The organism is Aquimarina litoralis (assembly GCF_019295435.1).
GTDB classification, from domain to species: Bacteria; Bacteroidota; Bacteroidia; order Flavobacteriales; family Flavobacteriaceae; genus Aquimarina; species Aquimarina litoralis_A.
On sequence record NZ_WEKL01000001.1, the window covers coordinates 169826 to 196509 of the forward strand.

25 protein-coding genes are annotated in these 26684 nt (G+C 32.7%); 15 read left to right on the forward strand and 10 right to left on the reverse strand.

The annotated features are described in order from the left end of the window. Positions 1-74: 74 nt before the first annotated feature. The gene (locus GBO31_RS00780) at positions 75-1211 is read right to left on the reverse strand and encodes an ATP-binding protein (protein ID WP_219006389.1); all 1137 of its coding nucleotides are present in this window, start codon (positions 1209-1211) and stop codon (positions 75-77) included. 88 nt (positions 1212-1299) lie between these two features. After that, positions 1300-2049: an SDR family NAD(P)-dependent oxidoreductase gene (locus GBO31_RS00785; RefSeq protein ID WP_219006390.1), complete on the reverse strand. Its 750-nt coding sequence runs from the start codon at positions 2047-2049 to the stop codon at positions 1300-1302. A 267-nt stretch (positions 2050-2316) separates the two neighbouring features. Between GBO31_RS00785 and GBO31_RS00790 the strand changes: the two genes are divergently transcribed. The 11 genes from GBO31_RS00790 (at position 2317) to GBO31_RS00840 (ending at position 14271) form a co-directional block, all read left to right on the forward strand. Next, a complete protein-coding gene (locus GBO31_RS00790; RefSeq protein WP_219006391.1) occupies positions 2317-3318 on the forward strand; it encodes an AAA family ATPase in 1002 nt (333 codons plus the stop codon). 107 nt (positions 3319-3425) lie between these two features. Then, a complete protein-coding gene (locus tag GBO31_RS00795; protein WP_219006392.1) occupies positions 3426-4292 on the forward strand; it encodes a DUF58 domain-containing protein in 867 nt (288 codons plus the stop codon). Positions 4293-4305: 13 nt separating this feature from the next. Continuing rightward, the gene (locus GBO31_RS00800) at positions 4306-5967 is read left to right on the forward strand and encodes a DUF4381 domain-containing protein (RefSeq protein WP_219006393.1); all 1662 of its coding nucleotides are present in this window, start codon (positions 4306-4308) and stop codon (positions 5965-5967) included. Positions 5968-5969: 2 nt separating this feature from the next. Next, on the forward strand, positions 5970-6974 hold the full coding sequence (locus GBO31_RS00805; protein ID WP_219006394.1) for a vWA domain-containing protein: 1005 nt from the start codon (positions 5970-5972) through the stop codon (positions 6972-6974). 35 nt (positions 6975-7009) lie between these two features. Beyond that, entirely contained in the window at positions 7010-7516 is a 507-nt protein-coding gene (locus GBO31_RS00810) for a flavodoxin family protein (protein ID WP_219006395.1), read from the forward strand. Positions 7517-7538: 22 nt separating this feature from the next. Next, complete coding sequence (locus GBO31_RS00815) at positions 7539-8573, forward strand: vWA domain-containing protein (RefSeq protein ID WP_219006396.1); 1035 nt, start codon at positions 7539-7541, stop codon at positions 8571-8573. Between the two features lie 17 nt (positions 8574-8590). After that, on the forward strand, positions 8591-9457 hold the full coding sequence (locus GBO31_RS00820) for a tetratricopeptide repeat protein (protein ID WP_219006397.1): 867 nt from the start codon (positions 8591-8593) through the stop codon (positions 9455-9457). A 4-nt stretch (positions 9458-9461) separates the two neighbouring features. Further along, a complete protein-coding gene (locus GBO31_RS00825) occupies positions 9462-11228 on the forward strand; it encodes a BatD family protein (protein WP_219006398.1) in 1767 nt (588 codons plus the stop codon). Positions 11229-11237: 9 nt separating this feature from the next. Beyond that, complete coding sequence (locus GBO31_RS00830; RefSeq protein ID WP_219006399.1) at positions 11238-11990, forward strand: tetratricopeptide repeat protein; 753 nt, start codon at positions 11238-11240, stop codon at positions 11988-11990. A gap of 94 nt (positions 11991-12084) precedes the next feature. Then, positions 12085-12837, forward strand: coding sequence for a LytTR family DNA-binding domain-containing protein (locus tag GBO31_RS00835; RefSeq protein ID WP_219006400.1), 753 nt, complete (start codon positions 12085-12087; stop codon positions 12835-12837). Positions 12838-13023: 186 nt separating this feature from the next. Continuing rightward, on the forward strand, positions 13024-14271 hold the full coding sequence (locus GBO31_RS00840; RefSeq protein WP_219006401.1) for an alpha/beta hydrolase-fold protein: 1248 nt from the start codon (positions 13024-13026) through the stop codon (positions 14269-14271). Between the two features lie 6 nt (positions 14272-14277). On the opposite strand, the gene GBO31_RS00845 is transcribed toward GBO31_RS00840, so the two are convergent. Continuing rightward, positions 14278-15483: a DUF418 domain-containing protein gene (locus GBO31_RS00845; protein ID WP_219006402.1), complete on the reverse strand. Its 1206-nt coding sequence runs from the start codon at positions 15481-15483 to the stop codon at positions 14278-14280. A gap of 182 nt (positions 15484-15665) precedes the next feature. On the opposite strand from GBO31_RS00845, the gene GBO31_RS00850 reads away from it, so the two are divergent. From GBO31_RS00850 to GBO31_RS00865, 4 genes are all read left to right on the forward strand, one after another. Continuing rightward, the gene (locus GBO31_RS00850; protein ID WP_219006403.1) at positions 15666-15998 is read left to right on the forward strand and encodes a hypothetical protein; all 333 of its coding nucleotides are present in this window, start codon (positions 15666-15668) and stop codon (positions 15996-15998) included. A 118-nt stretch (positions 15999-16116) separates the two neighbouring features. Next, complete coding sequence (locus GBO31_RS00855) at positions 16117-17676, forward strand: SulP family inorganic anion transporter (RefSeq protein WP_219006404.1); 1560 nt, start codon at positions 16117-16119, stop codon at positions 17674-17676. A gap of 107 nt (positions 17677-17783) precedes the next feature. Continuing rightward, entirely contained in the window at positions 17784-18416 is a 633-nt protein-coding gene (locus GBO31_RS00860; protein WP_219006405.1) for a carbonic anhydrase family protein, read from the forward strand. 126 nt (positions 18417-18542) lie between these two features. Further along, positions 18543-20405 (forward strand): SulP family inorganic anion transporter, encoded by a 1863-nt coding sequence (locus GBO31_RS00865; protein WP_219006406.1) that lies wholly within the window; start codon positions 18543-18545, stop codon positions 20403-20405. Positions 20406-20413: 8 nt separating this feature from the next. Here the strand turns inward: GBO31_RS00865 and GBO31_RS00870 are convergent, their stop codons facing one another. The 7 genes from GBO31_RS00870 to GBO31_RS00900 all read right to left on the reverse strand — a co-directional run bounded on the left by GBO31_RS00870 (position 20414) and on the right by GBO31_RS00900 (position 26675). Next, complete coding sequence (locus GBO31_RS00870; protein ID WP_219006407.1) at positions 20414-20932, reverse strand: CvpA family protein; 519 nt, start codon at positions 20930-20932, stop codon at positions 20414-20416. Between the two features lie 87 nt (positions 20933-21019). After that, positions 21020-21403, reverse strand: a complete 384-nt coding sequence (locus GBO31_RS00875; RefSeq protein WP_219006408.1) for a (deoxy)nucleoside triphosphate pyrophosphohydrolase — start codon at positions 21401-21403, stop codon at positions 21020-21022. Continuing rightward, positions 21400-22311 (reverse strand): HNH endonuclease, encoded by a 912-nt coding sequence (locus GBO31_RS00880; RefSeq protein ID WP_219006409.1) that lies wholly within the window; start codon positions 22309-22311, stop codon positions 21400-21402. Before GBO31_RS00880 ends, GBO31_RS00875 begins: the two co-directional genes overlap by 4 nt. Before the next feature lie 58 nt (positions 22312-22369). Continuing rightward, positions 22370-24070 (reverse strand): RNA-directed DNA polymerase, encoded by a 1701-nt coding sequence (locus tag GBO31_RS00885; RefSeq protein ID WP_219006410.1) that lies wholly within the window; start codon positions 24068-24070, stop codon positions 22370-22372. Between the two features lies 1 nt (position 24071). Continuing rightward, a complete protein-coding gene (locus tag GBO31_RS00890; RefSeq protein WP_219006411.1) occupies positions 24072-25007 on the reverse strand; it encodes a hypothetical protein in 936 nt (311 codons plus the stop codon). A gap of 74 nt (positions 25008-25081) precedes the next feature. After that, complete coding sequence (locus tag GBO31_RS00895) at positions 25082-26077, reverse strand: hypothetical protein (RefSeq protein WP_219006412.1); 996 nt, start codon at positions 26075-26077, stop codon at positions 25082-25084. Next, the gene (locus tag GBO31_RS00900) at positions 26070-26675 is read right to left on the reverse strand and encodes a hypothetical protein (protein WP_219006413.1); all 606 of its coding nucleotides are present in this window, start codon (positions 26673-26675) and stop codon (positions 26070-26072) included. Before GBO31_RS00900 ends, GBO31_RS00895 begins: the two co-directional genes overlap by 8 nt. Positions 26676-26684: the final 9 nt, after the last annotated feature.

Below are 26684 nucleotides of genomic sequence, written 5' to 3' on the forward strand. Positions count from 1 at the left end.
ACGAAAATCAATGAAAACTACTTTATGAATTGGAAAATACGCAATAATCAGTACCTCAGTAAGGTGTTTTTAGTTTAATTATACCTCACTTTTCTCAAAATTCTCATACTTTCTTTATACAAAGAATACACTTCTGAATTATATGCTTTAAGATAAGGTTTTGCTTCTTCTAGTTTGTCTTTGGCTTCAGAGAAGTCGTTCAAATAACAGATCAAATAGGTAGCAGGAAGATTAACTATATCAGATTTGTCATTCTTAGTTAAAGGAATCTTATTTCTTAATTTTTCAATTAGGGCATTATTACTATTGTAAAGATGATATAGTGTTTTTTTATCAAATTTAGGAGGCTCGAAAAGCAATTTATTATCAATATCATAACTACCATTATCTTTAAAGGTAATGACAACTTCTTCTAGCGGATAATATTGATAGGTATCCTGAAGCCCCATATATACATATTCTACAATCTTAAACTGATCATCAGATAAGGTGATATTTACTTCGTCTAATTCTGAATAGAAAAGTTTTACATGTTCATTAATCAACTCTATATCTACTCTTGAATAATAGGTTTTACCATTTTTACGTTTCTCTTTTGCTGCCCAGCATACTACAAAATATTCTTTAAACACTTTATACGAAGGACTATAGTCTTTGCGAGAATTCATAAAATCAAAAACACCATCGAGAGTAAGCTCTATGTTATTTTGTGCATGACTTTCTATGGCACTTACAATTTCAGAATTGACATCTTTGATTTCGATATCAAAAACTTTGGGCATACTAATGCTTCCATCTCTAAAAAAAACACTGCCACCATAGTATTTCCATATATTTTTTCTCAATGCGCAGAGTTTTCCTCCTTGTGGTCGAATAGTTACTAATCCTACTACTTTGTCAGATGGTAAATGCGGGAAAGGAATATTCTCATAGGATACGATAGGAGGGTTTTGTAAATAGGCATTCACAAGATTCTGAATTTTACTATCGTCAAAAAAATCTACTCCTTCAATTTCATTATCCTCATCTTCTACGCCAATAACGATATAAGAATTGTTTTTGGGGTTTGAATTCGACAGTGCACAAATATGCTTTAGAAACTTGGCCTTTCCTTCTTTTTCCCCAATATTTAGTTTGCGCTTTTTGTCATAAAAACTGTTTTCGTCATTATGAGCAAGTAGGTTTTTGATAAGAAGGCGTTTATTAATCATTCCATTCACAAATAGCAATCAGCACATTTCCCAAGTTAAACTTAGTTAATTTTATCGGGTTTGCAATACAATGATAATAAAGAAATTATCAATTTTTGTTCACAATCACACTGTTCGCTTGAGCAGTTGGTAAAACGACAAGATCCGAAATATTCACGTGATAAGGCCTGGTAACTACAAAAGCAATAATATCGGCAATATCTTCGGGTCTTAAAGGGTCAAAACCTTTATAAACATTATCAGCTCTCGCATCGTCTCCTTTGAATCTTACGTTACTAAATTCTGTTTCCACTAATCCAGGATGTACAGCTCCTACACGTATTCCGTGCGAATTAAGATCAATTAGCATTCCTTTATTGATTGCATCAACAGCATGTTTACTAGCACAATATACATTACCATTTGGGTACACTTCTTTACCTGCTATAGAACCAATATTTATGATGTGACCTGATTTTTGAGAAATCATTTTTGGAATTACTGCTTTAGAAACATATAACAATCCTTTTACATTAATATCGATCATAGAATCCCAATCCTCAATAGCGCCTGTTTGTACTGGATCCAAACCGTGCGCATTTCCAGCATTATTAATTAAAATATCTATGGTACTAAATTCCTCTGGGAGTTCTTCAATACTTTTAAAAACATTTTCTTTTTCTCGAACATCAAAACAAAGCGTATGGACCTTTATCGTTTTTTCCAATTCCTTTTTTAGTTGATCCAGCCGTTCTTGCCTTCTTCCACATATTATTAGATTAATTTGATGTTTAGCAAGTTCAAAAGCAGTAGATTTTCCAATCCCGCTGGTGGCACCTGTTATTAATGCTGTTTTCATCTATTAAATTGTTTTATTTCTTTCGAATGGATTTTTTGCAACATCAATCATATACTTTCGTCATTAGAGAACATCATCGCGAAAGCCGATGAAAATTGTTACGTCCGTTTTTTCAGTGAAAGATCTAAAGATACTGTAAAATTTGGGCGTAAGCGTATTTTAAGAGGATACATTTAACCTATAATTAACAAGAAGAAGAAAAATAATTTAACAATTTGCAATGTTGAAACATGAATGTTAAATTCACGCCTTTAAAAAAAAGAATAGATGGAAGAAAATAGTTCTATTGATATTGCTTCAATCAATGAGAAAATACAAAGAGAATCTGCCTTTGTAGACCTCCTTACATTAGAAATGAATAAAGTAATCGTAGGTCAAAAACATATGGTAGAACGATTACTTATTGGATTACTTGGACAAGGTCATATATTGTTAGAAGGGGTACCTGGATTAGCAAAAACTTTAGCAATCAATACATTATCTAAAGCAGTAAGAGGAAGTTTTAGTCGTATTCAGTTTACACCAGATTTACTTCCTGCAGATGTAGTGGGTACGCTGATTTATAATATGAAGGAAAATGATTTTTCCATTAAAAAAGGTCCAATATTCGCAAATTTTGTGCTTGCAGATGAGATTAACCGTGCTCCTGCCAAAGTGCAAAGTGCTTTATTAGAAGCAATGCAGGAGAAGCAGGTTACGATTGGCGATGAAACGTTTGTTTTGGATAAACCTTTCTTAGTAATGGCAACTCAAAACCCTGTTGAACAAGAAGGTACGTATCCTTTGCCTGAAGCACAAGTAGACCGTTTTATGCTAAAAACGGTAATCGATTATCCTAAGTTAGAAGAGGAGCAATTAATAGTACGAGCAAATCTAAAAGGTAGTTTCGAAAAAGTAAATCCAGTGGTATCCATCGATCAAATTCTTAGTGCTCAAAAAGCGGTAAGAGAGGTATATATGGATGAAAAAATTGAAAAATATATTCTTGATATCATTTTTGCTACTCGTTATCCAGAAAAATATGGTTTAGAAGACTTAAAGCCACTTATTAATTTTGGAGCTTCTCCAAGGGGAAGTATCAATTTGGCAACTGCAGCAAAATGTTTCGCATTTATAAAAAGAAGAGGATATGTAATTCCAGAAGATGTACGAGCAGTTGTGCATGATGTATTACGTCATCGTATTGGTATTACCTATGAAGCGGAAGCAGAAAATGTTACCTCAGAAGATATTATCAATAAGATTGTAAACGAAATCGAAGTGCCATAGTAGATGCTGCGCATTAGTACAAAGTCTTAGGTCTTAAGTGCCAAACAACAAATCTCTTTGTACTAACTACTAATTACTAAATACTAAACGAGCCTAGAGGCGAGTAAATGGATACTAAAGAGTTACTAAAAAAAGTTCGGAAAATTGAAATCAAGACAAGGCGCTTGAGTGATCATATTTTTGGAGGAGAATACCATTCTACCTTCAAAGGACGTGGTATGACTTTTAGTGAAGTACGTCAGTATCAATTTGGAGATGATGTCCGTAATATTGATTGGAATGTTACAGCACGTTACAATGAACCTTATATAAAAGTTTTTGAAGAGGAAAGAGAGCTCACGATGATGTTGATGGTTGATGTTTCTGGATCCCAACTGTTCGGTACAAAACAACAATTCAAGAAAGAAATAATTACCGAAATTGCAGCGACCTTAGCTTTTTCTGCTACTCAAAATAATGATAAAATTGGTCTGATACTTTTTACAGATGAAATTGAGTTATTCATTCCTCCTAAAAAAGGAAGATCTCATGTACTTCGTATCATACGTGAACTATTAGAGTATGAACCAAAGAGTACAAAAACAGATATAACAGAAGCATTGAAGTTCTTATCCAATGTAATGAAGAAGAAAGCGATTGTATTTGTGCTTTCTGATTTTATTACAGATGATTACCAACAAACCTTAAAAATAGTTGGAGGAAAACATGATGTTACTGGAATTCGAGTATATGATCAGCGAGAAGAGGAAATACCAAATTTAGGTATGGTGCAAATGGAGGATGAAGAAACTGGAGAATTACTTATGGTAAATACAGCTTCTAAAAAGGTACGAATGAATTATGCTAAATACTATCAGGATCGAGTTGATTATTTTAGAGATAGTTTTACCAGAAGCGGTGCTGGATCATTAAGTAGTAGAGTTGATGAAAGCTACGTAAAGAAATTACTAGGATATTTTAAAAGAAGAGGATAGGCGATAATAAATAATGAAAAATTACGAATTACGAATTACTGATAACAATACTGGTTTTCTACTTTCAAGAAAAACCGTAAAGATGTTATCGTTACTATTTTTTATCGTTTTAGCAGGACTTCAAACGAACGCACAAGTAGCAGCCAGTATTGATTCAACCTCTATTCTGATAGGTGAAGAAATACGATACAAAATGCAGGTGGAAGCAGACTCTTCTGAAATTGTTATTTTTCCAGAAGGACAAACATTTTCTCCATTAGAAGTTATTGAATCTTATAAAACGGATACCACAAAAAATGGAAGGAAGTTTAATCTGATCAAAGAATATGCTTTAACTCAGTTTGATTCTGGATATTACACCATTCCAAGACAAAAAGTGATGGTTGGTGATCGTGTATTTTTTACGGATTCTTTAAAAGTAGAAGTGCGTGATGTGTTAGTAGATACCACAAAACAAAAAATGTACGAGATCAAGCCATTGGTTGAGGTAGATGCTTCTTTTTTTAATTGGAAAAAATACCTGTGGTGGATTTTGATCCCACTTTTATTGATAGGGTTGATCACTTTTTTCGTTCTTAGAAGAAAGAAGAAAAAAGAGGCTAAACAAAAAGAACTACCACCTTATGAAAGAGCTATTCTTGCGTTACAGAGAATTGATGAATCACATCTATTAGAGCAAGATTCACATAAAGAATACTATTCACAACTAAGTGATACTGCTCGAAAATATATAGATGAGGAAGTATATGATCATGCTATGGAAAGCACTACCGATGAGCTAATTGCTCGTTTGGATGAAGAGATCAAAAAAGGTTCATTAAACTTAGATAAGCAGACTATAGAAGAACTTAAAACCGTTCTTAAAACTGCGGATATGGCGAAGTTTGCAAAATCTAAACCGGATATTGGTACAGCCAAAGCGGATAGAAATGTTATTGAAAAGGTTATTAATGAAACTAAGAATGCAATTCCTGAACCTACTGAAGAAGAGTTATTAGCAGACGAAGAATATCGCAAAACTGTTGCTGAGAAAAAATTAAGAAGGAAAATTATTTTCGGAAGTATTGCAGGTGTTGGCGTTATCACTATCACTTTAATGATCTTTATTTTCGTAAAAGGATATGATGTAGTAAAAGATTCTTTGTTAGGTCATCCAACAAAAGAATTAGCAGAATCTGAATGGATCAGTAGCGCTTACGGAGCTCCACCAGTTACTATTTCTACTCCAAAAGTGTTAATCAGAAATAATTTTCAGTTAACTGAAGAACAAAAACAAATATTAAAAGGTAATGAAACCTTTGTCTATGGTAGTCTTATAGGAAACTTTTTTATCTCAGTTTCCACCATACAGTATAACCAGAAGACCGAAGTTGATTTGAATAAAATAGTAGAAGGTGTGGTTGGAAATTTTGAATCTCAAGGAGCCAAAAATATTACTGTAAAAGACGAAGAATATGAAACCTTAGCAGGAGCAAAAGGAATCAAAGTATACGGAAGTTTGGAAGTAATGAATTCTGTGACAAAAAAGGAGCAAAAGAGTGATTATCTAATGCTCAATTTTGCTGAAAATGGAGGATTTCAACAAATTATGGTTGTTTTTGATAAAGAAGACCGATATGCCAAAGATGTGGCGCAACGTATTATAAACTCAGTAGAACTTAGAAACGCTAAATAGGAATGTTTGAAAATATTACATTTGAGAATCCACAGTTTTTCTGGTTGTTTTTAATACTACCTCTAGCAATAGCATGGTATCTCTGGAAGCGCAATAAGCAACAAGCTGAACTAAAAATATCTAGTATCAAAGGATTTAAAGCTACTGGAAGTTTACTTGCTAAAATTAGACCATTATTATTGTTGTTGAGATTAGTTGCTATGGCACTAATTATTGTAGCATTAGCAAGACCAAGAACAGTAGATGTATCAACTAAAACCAAAACTACCAGAGGAATTGATATTGTAATGGCAATTGATGTTTCGGCAAGTATGTTGGCCAGAGACTTACGACCTAACCGATTGGAAGCGCTAAAAGATGTAGCTGCAGAGTTTATTCAAGGTAGACCGAATGATAGAATTGGTTTGGTAATGTATGCTGCCGAAAGTTTTACAAAAACGCCTATTACTAGTGATAAGTCAATTGTACTTAGCGCAATGAAAGAGATTGAGTACAATAATTTATTAGAAAACGGTACCGCCATTGGAATGGGTTTAGCTACTTCTGTGAATAGATTAAAAGATAGTAAAGCAAAAAGTAAAGTAATTATTCTATTAACAGATGGATCTAACAATGCTGGTTTTATAGACCCGAAGATTGCTTCAGAATTGGCTGTAGAATATGGAATCAAGACATATACGATTGGTTTAGGAACAAACGGAATGGCATTAGCTCCAGTAGCGATACGACCTAATGGAACATTCCAGTACGGAAATGTGAAAGTGGAAATAGATGAAGAACTCTTAAAGGAGATTGCCAAAGTTACTAAAGGAAAATATTTTAGAGCTACTGATAACAAGAAGTTGGAACAGATATATGAAGAAATAGATAAGTTAGAAAAAACAGATGTAGAGGAGTTTAAATTTTACAATTATGAAGAAAAATTTAGGCCTTTAGTATTGTTTGCTGGTATACTATTATTAATAGAGTTTCTACTTCGATTTACTGTTTTTAGAAGTTTTGTTTAAAATTTGAAATTGAAAAAAGACATTTGATCTAACAAATGAAAAAAGGAATTATAATTCAAGGAAGTTCTAGAAGTGATGGAGACACTCATGTGGTGGTTTCATATCTTGAAAAAATGACAGGTTTTGATGTGATAGATTTGAATCAAAGGGATATCAATTATTTCGATTATGAATTCCAAAATAAAGATGATTTTGAAATTATATTTAAAAATATGGTTCAGAATTATCAAACCATAGTACTTGCAACACCCGTATATTGGTATACAATGAGTGGTATTATGAAGGTTTTTTTGGATCGAATTTCTGACTATTTATATAAAGAGAAAGACTTTGGTCGTATGCTAAGAGGAAAGGAAATGGCGATGATTAGCTGCAGTAATGATGATGATAGAGTAGAAGAGTATCATCTTCCCTTTTCAAGAAGTGCTGCATATTTAGGAATGGAGTATTTAGGAGATATTCATGCTTGGATCAAAAACAAAGAACTTTCTTTAGAAGTAAAAGAGAAGATTAATGCATTTGCATTAAAAATTAAAAATTAAAAAAGTATATAATTTATTAAGAATGTACTTATTAGAAGAAAAAATATATTTCTGGTTGATGTTGGTAATACCAGTACTAATAGTACTGTTTCTTGGGGTTTTGATATGGAAGAAAACCACACAGAAAAAATTTGCTGACAAAGAACTGTTAAAACGACTTAGTCCCAATCAATCTGTTTTTAAATCAGTATTAAAAATAGTAGTGATTAGCCTAGCGTTTGCATGTTTCGTTGTTGCATTAGTAAACCCTAAAATCGGTACAAAGCTGGAAACAGTAAAGCGAGAAGGAGTAGATGTCGTATTTGCAATAGATGTTTCCAAAAGTATGCTTGCCGAAGATATTGCTCCGAATAGGATAGAAAAGTCTAAACAATTAGTTACCCAAATTATCAATAATTTAGCTAGTGATCGAGTGGGAATTATCGCATATGCAGCAAGTGCGTTTCCACAGCTACCAATCACTACAGATTATGGTTCGGCAAAGATGTTTTTGCAATCTATGAATACTGATATGCTATCTTCCCAAGGAACAGCAATTAATGAAGCAATAGAATTAGCTAAAACCTATTATAACGACGAAGAACAAACAAATCGAGTTTTGTTTATCATAAGCGATGGAGAAGATCATGAAGGAAATGTAGGATCTATTGCAGAGGATGCTGCCAAAGAAGGAATCAAGATATTTACAATAGGCGTAGGCACAACAAAAGGAGGCCCTATTCCTATAAAACGAAATGGAATTGTACAAACGTATAAGAAGAATAGTCAAGGAGAAACTGTTATTACGAAATTGAATACGACAATTTTGCAAGAAATTGCGAATGAAGCCAATGGAGTGTATATAGATGGAACTAGTACTAGTAATGTGGTAGAAAATGTGACAGAACTACTACAAGGTATGGATAAGAAAGAGTTTGAAGCAAAACAGTTTGCCGATTTCAAAGACCAATTTCAATGGTTTTTAGCAGCAGGTTTATTATTATTATTTTTAGATGTTTTATTATTAGAGCGAAAAACGTCTTGGGTAAAAAAATTGAACCTTTTTAACGAGGAGTAGAGTAAAATTAGAATGCTATGAGGAATTTATTAATCATATTGTTATGTTTTCAATTTGGGATTACTTTTTCTCAAGAAGAAGATCGTGAAGAGATTATTGCCGAAGCAGATCGATTTGTAGCCAATGGTAACGAAGTGCTTGTTAAGGATGGTAACTTTCCCAAAGCAGAAGGWGAATATAGAAAGGCGATATCAAAAAATCCAGTAGATCCAACAGCTAAATATAATTTAGCAAATGCATATTATAATACAGAAAAATATGACGAAGCCAATCAACGTTATGTAGAGGCTGCTAAAACTGCAACGTCTAAAGCCGAAAAACATAAAGCGTTCCATAATCAAGGAAATACCTTTATGGAGCAAAAGAAATACAAAGAAGCAGTAGCTGCCTATAAGAATGCGCTAAGAAATAATCCTAAAGATGACGAAACGCGATACAATCTGGCATTGGCAAAGAAGATGCTAGAGAAGCAACAAAATGAGGATAAAGGCGGAGATAAGGATCAGAATAAAGACGAAAACAAGGACAAAGAAAATAAAGATAAAAAGGACGGAGATAATAAGGAAGATAAAAAAGAAGGTGGAGACGATAAGGATCAAAAAGGAGATGAAGGGGAAAATAAAAAAGATGAGAAAGGCAAGGATAAAGAAGATAAGCAAGACGATCCTAATGAAGATGGAAAAGAAAAGAAAAAAGATCAAAAAGAAGGTGATGGAAAGCCAGAAGAGAAAAAACAACAACCTCAGCAGGCGCAAGGTCAATTATCTCCTCAGCAAGTAAAAAGCCTTTTAGAAGCTATGAATAATGAAGAAAGAAAAGTGCAGGATAAAATAAATGCTAAAAAAGCAAAAGGAGCAAAAACAAAAACTGAAAAAGATTGGTAAGCTGATGAACATAAGATTAATTTTTCTAACATTACTTTTAGCAGTTTCTCAACTCGGTTTAGCTCAGGTAAAATTTGAAGCTAAAGTGAGTAAGAAAAAATTAGGAGTAAACGAAAGACTTCGTGTTGATTTCGAAATGAATCAAGATGGAGATAATTTTACGCAACCTAGCTTTAAAGGGTTTACCGTGGTTGGAGGACCAAATCAATCGATTAGTAATTCTTGGATTAATGGAAAAAGATCATACGCCAAAACTTTTAGCTACTTTTTATCACCAACTAAGAGAGGAAATTTTACCATCGGACAAGCAACAATTGAAATCGATGGTCAGATCTATAAAACGTTACCTGTAAAAGTTCAAGTAACGAGCGCAGTAGATAAACCTAAAGACGGTAATAATGCGGATTATGTGGCAAGTGAAAATTTACATCTAGTAGCCGAAGTTTCCAAAACAAATCCATATCTCAATGAAGCGATCACTGTCGTTTATAAACTTTATGTAAGTCCAAGAATCCAGATAAGTAACCTTAGAGAAATAGATAATCCAAAGTATAGTGATTTTTGGAGTCAGGCGATAAAAATTGGTCAGTTAAGAGTAGAACGAGGAGAATATAAAGGAGAACCTTACAATTTTGTGGTATGTGGAAAAACAGTTTTGTATCCTCAAAAAACAGGAAAACTAGAAATAGAACCGCTTACCTTATCTATTGCAGTAGATGTTCCAACGAATCGTAGAGATATTTTCGGAGGTAAATTGTATACCACAGTTAATAAAACAGTAGCTGCAGGTACGCGAACTATCAATGTTAAACCACTTCCTTTAGAAGGAAAACCTGCTGATTTTTCAGGAGCTGTGGGTTCTTTTGATTTTAAAGTAACACCAAATAGAACCGAACTAGATGCTACAGAATCTTTAGAAACAAAGATCCAGGTATCCGGGAATGGTAATTTAAAGTTATTTGACTTGCCAAAATTAAGTGTCCCTAATGGTTTAGAACAATATGAACCAGAACATAATGAGAGAGTACGAACGAATATAACTGGGATGTCTGGAAGTATTTCTGATTCTTACACCTTAGTACCACAGTTTAAAGGGAAGTATCCAATTCCTCCAGTTTCTTTCTCATATTTTGATCTTAAAACAGAAACTTATAAAAGAATTACTTCTCAAGAAATTGTGATCAATGTTAAGAATGGTCCTGATAGCGTAAGTATCGTTGCAAACACAGATGATTCAGGAACGACTAAAAAATTGGTAACACAAACGGGAAGTCAATTTCGTTTTTTAAAGCTTGATGCGAATCTAGAACCTATCCAAAAGCAATATTTCTTTAAATCTACTGGATTTTGGGTAGCACTTACTGCACCTCTATTAGCAATTCCTTTATTTATGTTTTTTGGTAAAAAGAGAGAGGAACGATTAAGTGATGTTAGCGGAAATAGAGTTCGAAAAGCCGATAAGTTGGCTAGAAAATACCTTTCTGAAGCTAAAAAGAATTTGGGAAATCAAAAGGATTTTTATATCGCTATGGAACGAGCTTTACACAACTATTTAAAAGCAAAACTGAATATACAGACCAGCGATATGAGTAAAGATCGTATCCAAAGATTATTGAAAGAAAGAGAAGTTGAGGATGCTACTTCAATAGAATTTATTGGGTTGTTAGAAAGCTGCGAATTTGCAAGATATACACCATCTTCTACAACAGCTATGCAACAAGATTATGACAAAGCATCTAGAGTGATTGCAGCAATTGATAAACAATTATAAAAACAGATAATGGCGAAAAAATTCATAACAATAATTGTTTTTTTAATTGGCTTTCTAAGCATAGCTCAAAATGATCAACTGTTTGAAAAGGCAAATTCTTTTTACAATCAAGAACAATATCAAGAAGCTATTGATGCATACACTTCTATTCTGGAAAGTGGTCAGGAATCAGCATCTTTGTATTATAATTTGGCCAATGCTAATTATAAATTGAGCAATATAGGTCCAAGTATTTATTATTACGAAAAAGCGTTAGAATTAGCTCCTAATGATGAAGATATTAAAAACAACTTATCTTTTGCAAACAACGCCACAATAGACGCAATAGATGTCATACCTGAAGGTGTGATTTCTAGAACGATTGGTAACTTTACCAACATGTTTAGTTTTGATTCATGGGCTTGGATTTCCGTTTTTTGCGTTATTATTTTTGTAATCTTGTTTCTATTATATTATGCTGCACGGATATCGTCCAAAAAAAGACTTTTCTTTTTAGGTTCATGGATATCATTACTTATAGGGGTTTTCGCTCTAATTTTTGCTTTTAAACAGTACAGTTTTATCACGAATAATCAATATGCAATTATTTTTGCACAAGAAAGTACTATTAAAAGTGAACCAAATTTAAGAAGTGAAGAAGTATTCGAACTTCATGAAGGAACAAAGGTTAAAGTAACTGAAACGGTAAATGATTGGAAAAAAATCAAACTTGCTGATGGTAAAATAGGTTGGATTCCAGCTACAGATCTAAAAGAACTTTAAGGATTCTGATTTCATTCAATTCATAAAACGAATAATCAAACGATATTTTACAACTATAATTTATATATTCAGAATGAATATGTTTAATGACTAAATGAACAAACTAAATACTTCTATTAAGCTTCATCTTCTCATTGGGATTTTTATTAGTTTTTGGATTTTTGTCTTCACATATTACATAAAACCTTTTGATACAGGAATTTCATATTTCGATTGGGATAAGATAAGTATAGGGTTTAGTTCAATTGCCTTTGTTTGCTATGCAATACTTGCCATATTACAAAAAGTAGTTTATGACAAAATAAGAAAGTGGAATATTAGCTTAGAAATAAGTGCCATCCTCTTTTTCCATATACTTAATTTAATAGTTAGTTATAACCTTTACAAAAGCCCTCTTTTTAGGGGAATTTATGAGTTTTGGGATTTTGCTAGTTTGGTTTTTCAGTTTTCATTGATTTTTACACCTATCCTAGTTTTAGCAAGAATATATGTATCAAGACTTATTGCTGATACACCCGAAATGCAAGATAAAGATGAGGTGCTAAAGATTAAAGGAGAAAATCGATTAGATGTACTACAAGTTGATAGATCTAAGTTAGTATGTATAACGAATGCTCAAAATTATGTAGAAATTTTTTTTATTGAAGAAGGCAATCTTAGATCTAAGTTAATACGTTCGTCTCTTAAAAACATGAAAGATGAATTGGAATTCTTGATCCAGGTACATCGTTCACATTTWATAAATCCTGTACATTTTAGATCTTGGAAGAATTCTAATACAATTACGCTTACTCATATGGACGTTCCTGTTTCAAAAACGTTCGATAAGCACTTATTACCACATTAATTTTTATACCTAAATCCCATTGTTTTGTACCTAACCCACATTTTTAGGGGATTGGTTCATGGTTTTCAGAATACTTTTGGTTTTTCAAAAGTCAAGAGAATAATAGAAAAAAGGAATACAAACTATCAAATCTGGTTTTTTGATAATGTAGTTGTATACTTTAAAAATTAAAGAATAAATTTAAACATGATTCAATCACATACTTATTTAGAAAACTGGAAATTAGTAGTAATTCTATCATTATTTTTTATTGGTCTACACACAAATGGCCAGGAAAAGAAGAGCTCAAAGGGAGAAATAGTTATAGGAAAAATAGATAGTATATATTCTAAAGTATTAAAAGAACAACGAGAATTTTGGGTGCATACGCCAGAAAAATATGATCCTACAAAAAGATATCCGATTATTTATGTGTTGGATGCGGTTGGACATTTTCATTCTGTTACTGGTTTGTTGACTCGTTTGGATAATTGGCAGATTCCTAAATCTATAGTTGTAGGGATTAGAAGCGAAGACGGAATTAGAGATTATACGCCTACTAATGTAAAATCTTCCAGAAAACACAATACGGAGACTTCAGGAGGTGCTAAGAATTTTGCAAAATTCTTAGATGAAGAACTACATTGTCTAATAACAGAAACATATAAAACTGAAAGTAACGCTACCATAGTAGGGCATTCTACAGCCGGATTATTTGTAATATATTCTTATTTACATAATGACAGTGTTTTCAATAATTTTATCGCAATAGATCCAAGTCTTTGGTGGGATGATGAAGATTTAGTAAAACAATCGAGAAAACTCATCAATGAAAGAAATTATAAAGGCAAATCTTTATATGTAGCTGTCGCCAATAGTATTGGTGAGCGTATGGATACCGTAAAAGTAAGAAGAGATAGAAGCGAAATCACGGAGCAAATTCGGGCTAATTTAAAGTTTCATGATGTACTCGCTAAATACAAGAGAGAGCTGGACTTTGAATGGGAATACTTTAAGAATGAGGATCACGGAAGTATTGTTATTCCAGGACAGTATAATGGATTTAGAGCTGTTTTTTCATGGTTTCCTTTTAAAGAAATGTGGCGATTTAATACACCACAAGGATATTCTGAAGAAGAATTAACAGAACCTTTTTATAAGCATTATAAAGAACTAAGTTTTCATATGGGAAGAGAAATGAAACCTGAATGGCAACTTATAAACGATATTGCCTCTTTTATGCTAGAAGGGCATGATCTTCCTGACAAAGCCTTAGCATATCTAAAGATGAATGTGGACTTCCATCCAGACAATTCAAAGAGCTATGTAGCATTAGGTGATTTTTATGTTGTTGAAGATGAAGATGAAGAAGCGATCAAAAACTATAAGAAAGCAATTGAAATCGATGGTAATGAAGAGGCGAAACAAAAGTTGAGAAAGATAGAGAGAAATTGATGATACTTATTTTTTGAACCGTTGGATTTTACCTTTGGTAGCGCTTCTCCAAGCCCATTCCAATGGTCCAAAATAGAATTTTTGCAACCAGAATTTGCTGATCACTGATTGTATGATGATTAAGATAATGGCTATAAGTACTAAATAAACCGTTTGTAATTTACCCATAAGTCCTAATCCCCATCCAAAAAGTAAAAAAGTACCTATGATGGATTGCAACACATAATTCGTTAGTGCCATTCTACCATAAGATTCGAAAAAAGAGAAAAACCGATTCCATCTTTTCTTATGGTAAAGTAGTAGGAAACTACAAAGAATAATAGCGGTTAGCGCAATATTCGACCAATCGAAGATGTTTATTCCAATGGCGTGTAGCCAACTTTTAAAATCGACAGGTTGCGGAGCAATGGCAAATACGCCCGCTGTAAGTGCAAGGGCAATAAAGAAAAATATAGAAGCTCTTTTTAACCATTTTTTGATATCAGACCTTTTCTCACTTAGTTTTTGAAATAGTCCTATTTTTCCTAACCATAGTCCAATTAGGAAATAACCAAATGTTAAGTAAAATCTAGCGAATACGCTAATTTGAAAATCCATTTTTTGTAGCATTCCCTGTACACCATTGGCAACAAAAACTTCTGTAATGCTACCTTCTTTCAAAGTTGCGATATACTCCAAATTGGTGGGACTATTTCCATCCATAATAGAAGAAAATCCGAAGGCACTTTCGCTTCCTAAAATTGCAAAAGCAATAAATCTCGGTAGACTGATTAGAAATACTCCTGAAACAAGTAAAATCCACTTATTCGATATACGATAAAAAGGAATTAAAAAAGGCGCTAGCAGTGCATAAATGGTTAAAATGTCTCCTTTATAGAATAGTTGATGAATATACCCAATTATAAAAAGCAAAAATGCTCTCCATAGAAAACGGAGTCCAAAATCTTCATTCCTTTTGGATGCAGAATTCATTTGTATAAAAAAACTAAGCCCGAATAGAATAGAGAATAGGGCAAAGAACTTACCAACAATGAAAAAACCGATAACTCCTCCTAAAATCTGATCAAAGATAGTATTTGTTACTTCCATTAGACTTTCTGAAGGAGCAGATGCAATATACTGTTCATTCAAATGTACTAAGCATACACCAGCCAATGAAAAACCGCGTAAAGCGTCAATGATTATGATTCTATTTGCTGTGTTATTTTCCAAGGTGTTTAAAATTAGTGGATTGAAATTTTTTAAACAATGCTTAAAAAGTTAAAATCTATTAATTCTCAAGTACATATTAGGAGAAATAGGTTTTCTAAGGGTAAATTGTTAATTAATTTTACAATGGATTTAACAGATTTTGCAAGTATTACTATTATTTTTATAACCCATAAAAAATATTTATGCAATCCATAAAAATTAAAATTGCTAGATTTTTGATTATCTCGGGTTTTCTATTAAACGCGAGTAATTATATTGTTGGGCTGCTAGATTTTTATGGAGATGATATAATTTCTATTAGTTATGCCATCGATGATACAGAAGAAAAATCTGAATCAAACGAAAAGGATGGATCTGAGAAGGAAGATTTAAAGGAAAAAGATAAGATTTCTCAGTATGCTGATAATAAGCATACCGGAATATCACACTACAGTATAAAATATTATCCCGATCTGATATATGAAAATTTATCAGTCTATTTAGAATATACCACTCCACCGCCAGAGGTAGGATAATTTTATAGCACACTTAGAGTTCAAATAAAGTATAAGAAAGTACTATTTAACTCAAAATTCAATTTTTTCAATTTTAAAAAATGTAACGAAAATAAGTTTCGTTACTTATGTATGTTTTATGAGTAATTCAAAATTATTTCAAAGTTTAAAGTCTGACATACCTGCAAGTATTGTCGTCTTTTTTGTGGCCTTGCCTTTATGTCTAGGAATTGCCTTAGCTAGTGGAGCTCCTTTATTCTCAGGTTTAATAGCCGGTATTGTAGGAGGTATCGTAGTAGGAGCTATTAGTGGTTCTCAAATTGGAGTGAGTGGACCAGCAGCAGGTCTTGCAGCGATCGTTTTTGCAGCGATTGTTTCTCTTGGGTTCGAAGATTTTTTAGTAGCTGTAGTACTGGCTGGAGTTATTCAAATTCTATTCGGAGTTTTAAAAGCTGGTGTTATCGGGTACTTTTTTCCTTCTTCAGTGATCAAAGGGATGTTAACAGGTATCGGTATTATCATTTTTCTTAAAGAGATTCCGTATTTCTTCGGTTATACTCCGCAAAAAGGAGAAGGGTTATTTGCACCGATATACAATTCATTATTAAATATTAGTGTGGGTGAGACACTGATCGCAGTGGTAGGTTTAGGTATTTTGTTGTTATGGCAAAATGTATTATCAAAGAAAGGTAAGATCTTTCAATTGGTACAAGGACCATTAGTAGCTGTAGTGCTGGGAATCATATTTTATTTGGTCTTCGGAGATTCAGGAAGTTTAGGAATTAGTACAGAAAACCTGGTAAACGTTCCAGTTCCAGCTGATGCGGATTCTTTTTTAGCTCAGTTTACCATGCCAAATTGGGAGGTAATTACCAAAACTGAAATCTACGTGACAGCCTTTACCATCGCACTGGTTGCAAGTTTGGAAACCTTACTTTGTGTAGAAGCAACAGATAAGCTAGATCCACAAAAAAGAGTAACACCTACCAATAGAGAATTAATTGCGCAAGGAGCAGGAAATATAGTATCAGGATTAATCGGAGGACTTCCAATTACACAGGTAATCGTTCGTAGTTCTGCGAATATTCAATCCGGAGGAAAATCAAAAATGTCAGCTATTATTCATGGATTTTTCTTATTAATTTCTGTAATGTTAATTCCTACCATACTTAATAAAATTCCACTTTCTGTATTAGCTGCTATACTACTTTTAGTAGGTTATAAATTAGCAAAACCTTCTACGTTTAAAGCGATGTGGAGTGCTGGATGGAAGCAATTTGTTCCTTTTATCATTACAGTAGTATTTATTGTATTTAAAGATTTGTTGTGGGGAATAGGTATTGGACTTGCTGTAGGAATTGTAATTACACTTATCAAAAGTTACCAAAACTCTCACTTCCTTCATAAAGAGGAAAGTGCAGGTACTTCTAAAATCAAAATGACCTTAGCCGAAGAGGTTACCTTTTTCAATAAGGCAACCATATTAAAAGAGTTAGATGCCTTACCAGAAAATTCTTATTTAGAATTAGATGTGACAAAAACAACTTATTTAGATCATGATGTGATCGAAATATTAGATGATTTTAAGGATAAAGCAAGAAATAGAAATATTACAGTGAAGTTAATATCCCAACGAGGTACAGAGGAAAACCCTGAAAGTTATATTGACTTTTTCAAGTTGAGACCAAAACTGAATTAAGAAACTAAAAGAGTAGGAAATAACCTTATATCGATGTAATGATTGTATGATGGATGTTGTTAAGGAAATTTCATTTTAACGTAAAGAAAAATTACAAAAAAATATATATGAAAGCACATACTAAAGAAACACAGGCGGCAATAACACCACAAATAGCGTTACAATTGCTAAAAGAAGGAAACCAAAGATTTCAGCAAAAATTGATGGCAGATAGAGATCTGTTGGATCAGGTAAATGATACCAAATCAGGTCAGTTTCCTTTTGCAACGATCCTTAGCTGTATTGACTCTAGAGTATCTTCAGAGTTGATTTTTGATCAAGGAATAGGAGATATCTTTAGCGCTCGTGTAGCTGGTAATTTCGTAAATGAGGATATTTTAGGAAGTATGGAGTTTGCTTGTAAACTTGCGGGTACTAAGTTGGTTTTAGTACTTGGACATACAGCATGTGGAGCAGTAAAAGGAGCTTGTGATGATGCAAAATTAGGAAATCTTACTGCCTTATTGAGTAAGATCAAACCTGCTGTAGCAGCAGTGACAGAACCTGCAGATCCAGCAGAAAGAACTTCAAAAAATATCGACTTTGTAAACGAAGTTGCAGAGCAAAATGTGAATATGACGATTCAAAATATAAAAGATCAAAGTGAAGTGCTTAAAGAAATGGAAGCTAATGGTGAAATTATGATCATTGGTGGAATGTATGATATTAGCAATGGAAGTGTAACTTTCTTTGAAGCTTAAAGTACAATATCAAGCTTTTAAAAAAACCGGCATACAGTAATGCCGGTTTTTTTGTTTTATTTTAATAGTTTTACATTAGACATTTAAACAACGAATTAAAACTTCTAAGGAAATAACATACGTGTAATGAAAGGATTTTTTAGCAATTTTAAAGGAGATGCTTTTGGTGGATTAACTTCTGGTATTGTAGCATTGCCATTGGCTTTAGCATTTGGAGTATCATCTGGATTAGGACCTACAGCAGGATTGTATGGAGCTATTTTTATTAGCTTTTTTGCTGCACTTTTTGGAGGAACTAATACACAAATCTCTGGTCCTACAGCACCAATGACTGCTGTAAGTATGGTGGTGATCGCTGGAATTATTGCTGCAAATGACGGAAGTGTAGAAAAAGCCTTACCTGCAATACTCACTATCTTTTTATTATGCGGATTGATACAAATTCTGTTGGGAGCCATCGGAATTGGAAAGTATATTAAATATATCCCATATCCTGTAGTTTCTGGTTTTATGACAGCCATTGGAGTGATCATCCTATTAACGCAAATATTACCGTCTGTTGGATATTATCCTAAAGAAGATGCGGAGTTTGTGTCAAAATTTAAACCAGAAGCAGAAGAAGTAATCCTGAAGAACATTTTACAAGAAGAAGCAGGTAAAGGTATTTTGGTTTTAGAAGATTTTAAACAAACGATTACCAAAGCTGAAACAATTTCGGAAGCTGATATTTTAAAAGAATCGCAAACCTTAGCAGGAAAAGAAGCCTCTGGTGCATTAGGAGCCATTAAAGCATTGCCTAGAGCTTTACAGAATATTAATTGGTTAGAACTATTATTAGCATTAGGAACCATTTTTATCATTTACGGGTTTAAACGAATTACAAAAGCGATACCGAGTACTTTAGTTGCACTCATAGTAATGTCTGGTATTGCCTATGGTTTTGGGTTAGATTATCGACCAATTAAAGAGATTCCAAGTGGTTTGCCTTTACCAAGATGGGAAATATTTACAGGCTTTAGTCTAGCTAGTATTACACCTTATATATTTACTGCCTTTACGTTGGCACTCTTGGGAGCAATAGACTCTTTATTAACGAGTGTAATTGCCGATAATATGACTAAAACCCGACACAAACCTAATAAAGAACTTGTTGGACAAGGTATTGGTAATACGATAGCATCATTGTTTGGTGGAATTCCTGGAGCAGGAGCGACCATACGAACTGTGGTAAATATCAATGCTGGTGGTAGAACAAGATTATCAGGTATGATCGCTGGATTGGTTTTGTTGGTTGTGATGTTAGGATTAGCACCCGTAGCTTCTAAAATACCTGCTGCCGTACTCGCAGGAATCTTAATTACGGTAGGAATTGGTGTCATGGATTATAAAGGGCTAAAAGCAGTACCAAGCATGCCTAAAGACATCAAATTAGGACCTATTAAAGTAAGTTCTGAAGTATTGATCATGTTTGTGGTATTGATCTTATCGACTTTTTGGAATTTAGTATACGCAGTTGGTATTGGATTGGTGATAGCCTGTTTGATGTTTATGAAAAAAATTGGGGATCTTACAGCCGAACGATCTGATGTAAAGCCGCTAAAAGAAGAAGCTTGGAGTGATGAGAAAAACTTTCCGGATAAGTTGAAAGAAGAAGTGTTTATCAAACATCTAAAAGGACCGTTATTCTTTGGATCTACGAGTGATTTCCAGAATTTGGCAGCGCAGATTCCGGATACTTCTAAAGTGGTGATCGTACGATTGGCCAAAATGCAATACATGGATCAGTCGGGATTATATACGATGGAAGAAATCATTCTAGGACTTCAGGAAAAAGGTATTAAAGTACTATTTGTAGGCTTAGCAAAGCAACCAAGATATATGATGGAACATATTGATATCGTTCCTGACTTGGTGCCTGAGAATTATATATTCGAAGACTTTGATTCGTGTTTAGCATATATTCAAAACAACGTTCAGGATACGGTCTAAGAAGTAATTTATATCTGTGTACTTTCTTCAGAAGTAGTGTTGTTATTGTCTTTTAAGATATTTGGTAAAATGGCTGGAGCCAAACTTTTTACAGGACCATACAAAATCGAGGAATTTAATGTTTCCTGCTTGATGATGTTTAAGGATCTGTTGGCTGCGTCTATAAAGATGATGACTACACTAGCAATAAAAGCAAATTTTAATACCCCAAAAGCAGCACCCAACAATTTATTTAGAATCCCTAAGGATGCAAAATCTGCAATTTTGGTGAGTAACTTTCCGGCTAAAGATATCAGAATGACAACACCGATAAATGTGATGGCAAAGGCAGTTAATTTAAGTGCCCCATCACCCCAATCCACAAATTGTGCTAGATAATCACCTACATAATAAGAGAAATGTACTGATACATAGATACCTGCTACGAGTGCCACTAAGGAGGCTAAGGAAACAAATAAACCTTTGCTAAACCCTTTGATAAGTCCCCAAAGAAGTAAAATGCCAAGAATAATATCAATATAATTCATCGATGTGGTTTCTTTAGACGAATATACTGTTTTCTATTAAAATTGGTAATAAGCATTTTTTTGGGTATGGGTTTGTATATGTAGTATTTAATTGATATTCATTAGTCTTTTCAAAATAGGTATATCAGCAGGAGCTAATTTCTTATTTGTCATTTGTTTTAAATCAAGCCATTCATATTTATCGTGATCTGTTAATTTGAATTCAGCCTCAATAAATTCACACTTATATGCTATAAGTTCAATTGTAAGTTCTCCATACTCATGGATAACTGTTGTAAAGTAACTTAATTCTTTTACAGACATGGAGATTTCTTCATCAAGTTCTCTTTTTAGAGCTTTTTCTGGTTCTTCATTTGATTCTATTTTACCTCCAGGGAATTCCCAGTATCCTCCTAATTGTTTATCAGGATTTCGTCTACATAAAAATATCTTGTCATCTTTGTATATAATTCCGCAAACTACTTTCGTCATAAGTTTATTAATTTCTCACGATGTCTTTTTAAATATTTTTTGTTTCCAATTGTCAAATTATCAATTTTTTCCTTTCCGGTTATACCTAGCTTAGAAAAATCAATTTTATTCATTGATTTTGACAATAAAATTTGTCCATTGTCATCAAAAGAAATAAGATATCTATCAAAAAGAGCGTCATATGTAGGTGATAGTAACAAACCATTGTCAACATCCAACCTTTCTTGATTATTAGATTCTCTCCATGGCACAATATGAGAAGCTATTAGGATTTCTTTAATGGATACTTCGGTAACAGCACATTTAAAATTCCATCGCCTTAATATTCTTTGTCTATATTCACCTTGTCCAATTCTAGATGTTACTAAACCCTCTCGTGTTGTTTGCTTAGGAGTGTTGTATTCAACAGGGTCTTCATTAACTGTATTTTTAAATTCATCATAATCATCTAAATACACTTTAGCTAGATTGAATACAGTTTTTGTAATATTTCTATTTGACTTATAAAGATAACCTTGATTAGCTTTAATTTTATAGGGGTTTCCAGTTTTATTAAGAGGTGAGTATTTTGAAGGTAAATATTGTTCAATTTGGTCGTACACTGTTTTTATATCCAAAGGTTTACTAAATAAGAAATACTTAGCATGAACCATATAACCTTCATTTTCCCAATCAACATCTACATTAAATTCTTTAGGTTGTGTTGCTAAAAAATATTTGGATTCTATAATACAATATCCAATTACATAACCTTTGCAATAGTTTAGAACAATATTATTGGGCTCTAGTTTAGTCATATTTTCCCAATGAAAAACTGAATTTCCAGAACTATTACGAGTTGGAGCCCATAAATAGCCTCCTTCTTTTTCTTCTTTATATGTTTTTCCTTGGTTTACCCAATAATACATTTCTCTCTTTTTGGTAATTTATACGGATTATAAATCCGCTGGATCGAGTGTTTGCTTTTTATTCGTAGTAACTAGAACCTGTACCTGCATTTAAGACATCGAATGACAATGTTTCATTTTCATCAAACAAGGAATTAAGTATTTTACTATGCCTAGATTCTTCTTCTCCATGTAGAGCAATTAATTCATGTAAGTAAGAATCTCCAGAATCATTCATTTTAGTCATTTTACCTGAAGCAAAGTCATAAAATGGGTTATGTATTTCTATTTCGTTATCAATAAACTCAATTTCAATTGAGTGAAACTTAAAAATGGATATTGCTAAGATTACATCATTTTCATTTGAATCAAGGCGACAAGTTAATTTAGGTATTTTATTTTTTATCACTTGAGCGGTAGCTTGAGCTGCATTTGTTCCAAGTTTAATAATATTCGAAATGTCTCCTGTGAGTATGGTTCTTATTATTTCATACTGAACGTATAATTCTGGGAAGTCCTTTATAGCCTTAGCAATTTCTTGTAAGTCAGATTTTTTAGATAAGTAAATGAGCCTACCTACCAAATATTTTGCTTTTGTAATTTTTGATTTCGTTTCTAACTCATTTTGAGGTAACCGTTTTAATGTATCATAGAATAGTGAAAGGTATTCTTTCCGTATCTCATCAATCATCGTTGCGATAGATCTAGGTGTTAATTCTCTGGCTGAAGTATACCATTTTATCCACTTAAACAAACCTATGGACAATGTCTTAGATTTGGTTTCATTCATGTATTCTAGAATTTCGAGACGAACATCCATTTTATCAAGAATATTTTCAAGTTCCTCTATTCTTTCAGGATAAAAAATAGCTAAACGCTTTATATGACCAACTAACTCAGGCCATTTTTTAGAAAGAGATTTGCCTAAAGGGTTTTTATTGGCTAACCATTCATTTGTTTGGAGCCTAAAGGTCTTTAATTCGTTATGAAATTGAAGACCAAGCAATGAAATTTCATTTTTAAGATTTTTAGAAAATACTTCAATTTCGAATTTGTTGCCTACGAGTACTATATCATCAACATACCGCCAATATCGATTATTGGTCATTGACTTCATTTTTTTATCTAGATTCTTCAAATAGAGATTAGCTAATAAATGAGAGAACATAGGGCCTATTAATAACCCTGGCTTTTCAATTTCCTTTTGTTCGATTCGATATTTTTCTATGAATGCAATACCCAGATCAGTAAATAATTGAGGAAACTGAGAAGAGAAACATGCTTCGGTCCAAATTCTTTTCAGTAAATTAAGATCAATTGATGGGTAGAAGGACTTAACGTCCAAATACATTATTTCTTCATTTTTTGTGTCAAGACAAGCACTTTTTATTGATTTATATCTTTTCTTTAGACCATTAGAATAATGTTGAAAAACGGAACGATTGTCTTTATTCATTAGGTAACTATAAACTGAAGAGTTTGTTTGAAATGCCTCGAATTCAGAACATTTAGTAATCAGTGCGGATTCTGCTATTATATCATTTGGTGAAGGAATGAATATATCTCTATATTCAATTCTACCTTCATTGAAACTTTTAAAATGCTTTATTTTCAAAAGTCGAGAAGACTGTTTTTTGAGAGCAAGCTTTACCGCGACCTCATTTGCCCATAAATCTGTTTGGCTACTTTTTGAAGCTAAATAATATCTCAAAGATAAATAAGCGATTATATCACGTTTGCGATATTGATTCAATGATTTTAGAGCAATATTGATAGACATATTAGGTTCTTTCGGTGTTAAATTTGACTACTGCAACACCTGTTCTTTCAATGGCTTCTCTCAATCCATGATTATAATATGCTTCAGAAGTTTCTATTGGTAATTCTTCATCAGAACCAAGTAATTTGTTAAAAGTCTTTTTAAACCATTTTTTGGTTCTTGGCCAAAAATTTTTTGTAACTCTATTCATGTTTGGCTCTAACCAAATAGCAACAGTAGATTTACCTGAAAAGTGCCTAAATATTTCTCCAAATTGATCTTTTACTTCATCCCACTTTTTATCTTTTTCAAGGAAACCAGTAAAGTTTGCTAAAAGTAGTATTTTATCGGAACTATCATTTCCATAGAGCGTTATCTGCTTAACTAATTGAGAAGTTGAGTCTTTATCCCTTATATTCCATTCTTGAAATTTTAATTCAACATCAATTTGTTGTGAATTAAGAGTTCCTATAATTTTATCAAAAGCTTGCTGAAAAATTTCGATTGCGGTAGACGAAATTTCTCCAGCTAAAATTTTAACACTTAAGGGGAGTCTGGGAATAATGTTTTCCTTTCGAAGTTGAGCAATATTGCTCAGGAGAGTCAATGAAGCAGCGCCTGTACCAGAGGGAATATCAGCAATAAACACATCGTATCCCGCAAGTGATTTTATGAATGCATTTGATACTTCTTTTAAATCATCTTTAGGGTCAAGAAAGGTTAGTTGAAACCTAGCGCATGAACCATTGAAACGAAAAGAATAATGATTATGAGTATCCTCCTCACTTATTCCTCCTATTTCACCTGTTCTTGTTTCTTCGGTCGCCTGCTGTAATAATCCACGAATTTCTAAAATGTTTTTCCAACTTTCTACTAGACTTTCAGGTAAAAGAAGTTTTTGATTGTTACTCTCCCATAGAGTTTCAGGAATATCTTGAACTTTAATTAGTCGATTCATATAGAAAAAAAATTAGAGGAAACAGTTTTAATGTTTTTTGATTATTTTTATACGATGTTAGGTACTAGTTTTTATTAGTCATTTCCATAATCAAAATCTGGTTCAAAATGGTCTGCTAAATCATCTAAAGTATATCCGTCCTTTTGAAGTTCTTCTATCGGGTCAATTTCAATTTCATAATATTCTAGTGGCTCTATAGATTCTTCAATGCTAAATTGTCCTCCGAAATTGGTTTGAGAAATCTCACTACTATTATTAAGTTTAAGACTGCAGCAAAAGCATTTTAATCCAATTGGTAAAAGATTATGATGAACTTGAATTTTGTCGTCTTTCACTTTTGGCTCAGATTGAGAAATAAATTTACCGATTAAAATTGCTTTGTTTTTACAACTAGGGCATTCAACTTCTTTGTATTTATTGAATAATTTTTCTTTAAATATAAAAGCTTGATTCTTTTTTCCTAGAGCATCTTCTTTCTCCTTTTTTTCATCAGGGTCTAACGATTCAAAAACGTCTGAATATTTACTTATTCTTCCCAGAATTTCAGTTTTTAATTTTTCATTAAAGGATTCAATCATTTCGATTGCTACTTCAGCTTCTTCCTTTCCTAAGAAGTCTTCTAGCGTTAATTCGTGGTGTTCAAGAAGAACTTTTATGGTTTTGTAATAATCAGTTAGCCAAACATTGGTCGATAAGGTTTCAAAAATTGGTGTTCCTGTATGTAACTCCTCGTTTCTCATATTTATAAATGACTGAGAGAATTTTTCGTTTTGCTCGGTGAATTTATCAAGCATTATTTGAAGTCTTATGAATATGGTTTTAGCTCCGATTGTTTTTGGAGTTGATTTTTTAGGAGAAAATCCAAATGCGTGAAGAATGTTACCCCCTTCTCTTGGGTCTGAGATCAAAACAGGGTGAATTTTGGATAAAGTTGCTCTGCCTAAAAGCTCTAAAGATAATGAGGCCCAAAATGGAAATAATCCACTATTTCTTTCTGATTTTAAAGCTCTTTGAACATAAAGTTGAGCTTTTTTATATAGAGAGTCGTATGACCAATCTGAACTATTCATAAGCGATATTTAATCTTTGTAAAATCCTATTATTAATTTCATTTTTGGAGACTAGCGGTCTACTGTGTACCGAAGACCAATTATTTATTACGATAGTTTTGTTTTTATACCATTGGATAGTTTTAGTTTCTAGTTTGTCTAATATTTGTTTAATCAAATTTTCTGTGGGAGAAGATAAAGTCATTATATTTTCATCATATCTTAAAATACCATTATCATAAATTTTTGAATAAAAATTACTTTTTTGTCCCTTGACTATCCATATTGTATTTTTCAGAAACTCTATTTCTTTTATATTTAGTTTATTAAAATCTATTTCTTTTATTTCAGTTGGAGTTGGATTCTCAACGTTTCCAACATATCTTAATAAAATATATTTTGGAGGTATTTTTAAATATGCGCAATCTGTATGAAAAGGAAATCTGTTCGTGCCATAAATTTTGCTCAAGGAAATTTTATTTATGGTCTTTTGATTTTTTGGAGTCAAAGTATCTAAATATTGTCCATCAGTACGAGATTTTATAAGCCGACCGAATGACTTTCCTACTTCTAGAAATTTTTCTAATGTTTCAATATATAGTTCTTTTGTAGCTGTCATTTTTGCTTA

Bases quoted from the DNA above. Each gene is read 5' to 3' on its own strand.
- GBO31_RS00780 (WP_219006389.1), bottom strand. From the start codon at position 1,211: ATGATTAATAAACGCCTTCTTATCAAAAACCTACTTGCTCATAATGAC.
- GBO31_RS00785 (WP_219006390.1), bottom strand. From the start codon at position 2,049: ATGAAAACAGCATTAATAACAGGTGCCACCAGCGGGATTGGAAAATCT.
- GBO31_RS00790 (WP_219006391.1), top strand. From the start codon at position 2,317: ATGGAAGAAAATAGTTCTATTGATATTGCTTCAATCAATGAGAAAATA.
- GBO31_RS00795 (WP_219006392.1), top strand. From the start codon at position 3,426: ATGGATACTAAAGAGTTACTAAAAAAAGTTCGGAAAATTGAAATCAAG.
- GBO31_RS00800 (WP_219006393.1), top strand. From the start codon at position 4,306: ATGAAAAATTACGAATTACGAATTACTGATAACAATACTGGTTTTCTA.
- GBO31_RS00805 (WP_219006394.1), top strand. From the start codon at position 5,970: ATGTTTGAAAATATTACATTTGAGAATCCACAGTTTTTCTGGTTGTTT.
- GBO31_RS00810 (WP_219006395.1), top strand. From the start codon at position 7,010: ATGAAAAAAGGAATTATAATTCAAGGAAGTTCTAGAAGTGATGGAGAC.
- GBO31_RS00815 (WP_219006396.1), top strand. From the start codon at position 7,539: ATGTACTTATTAGAAGAAAAAATATATTTCTGGTTGATGTTGGTAATA.
- GBO31_RS00825 (WP_219006398.1), top strand. From the start codon at position 9,462: ATGAACATAAGATTAATTTTTCTAACATTACTTTTAGCAGTTTCTCAA.
- GBO31_RS00830 (WP_219006399.1), top strand. From the start codon at position 11,238: ATGGCGAAAAAATTCATAACAATAATTGTTTTTTTAATTGGCTTTCTA.
- GBO31_RS00840 (WP_219006401.1), top strand. From the start codon at position 13,024: ATGATTCAATCACATACTTATTTAGAAAACTGGAAATTAGTAGTAATT.
- GBO31_RS00850 (WP_219006403.1), top strand. From the start codon at position 15,666: ATGCAATCCATAAAAATTAAAATTGCTAGATTTTTGATTATCTCGGGT.
- GBO31_RS00855 (WP_219006404.1), top strand. From the start codon at position 16,117: ATGAGTAATTCAAAATTATTTCAAAGTTTAAAGTCTGACATACCTGCA.
- GBO31_RS00860 (WP_219006405.1), top strand. From the start codon at position 17,784: ATGAAAGCACATACTAAAGAAACACAGGCGGCAATAACACCACAAATA.
- GBO31_RS00865 (WP_219006406.1), top strand. From the start codon at position 18,543: ATGAAAGGATTTTTTAGCAATTTTAAAGGAGATGCTTTTGGTGGATTA.
- GBO31_RS00870 (WP_219006407.1), bottom strand. From the start codon at position 20,932: ATGAATTATATTGATATTATTCTTGGCATTTTACTTCTTTGGGGACTT.
- GBO31_RS00875 (WP_219006408.1), bottom strand. From the start codon at position 21,403: ATGACGAAAGTAGTTTGCGGAATTATATACAAAGATGACAAGATATTT.
- GBO31_RS00880 (WP_219006409.1), bottom strand. From the start codon at position 22,311: ATGTATTATTGGGTAAACCAAGGAAAAACATATAAAGAAGAAAAAGAA.
- GBO31_RS00885 (WP_219006410.1), bottom strand. From the start codon at position 24,070: ATGTCTATCAATATTGCTCTAAAATCATTGAATCAATATCGCAAACGT.
- GBO31_RS00890 (WP_219006411.1), bottom strand. From the start codon at position 25,007: ATGAATCGACTAATTAAAGTTCAAGATATTCCTGAAACTCTATGGGAG.
- GBO31_RS00895 (WP_219006412.1), bottom strand. From the start codon at position 26,077: ATGAATAGTTCAGATTGGTCATACGACTCTCTATATAAAAAAGCTCAA.
- GBO31_RS00900 (WP_219006413.1), bottom strand. From the start codon at position 26,675: ATGACAGCTACAAAAGAACTATATATTGAAACATTAGAAAAATTTCTA.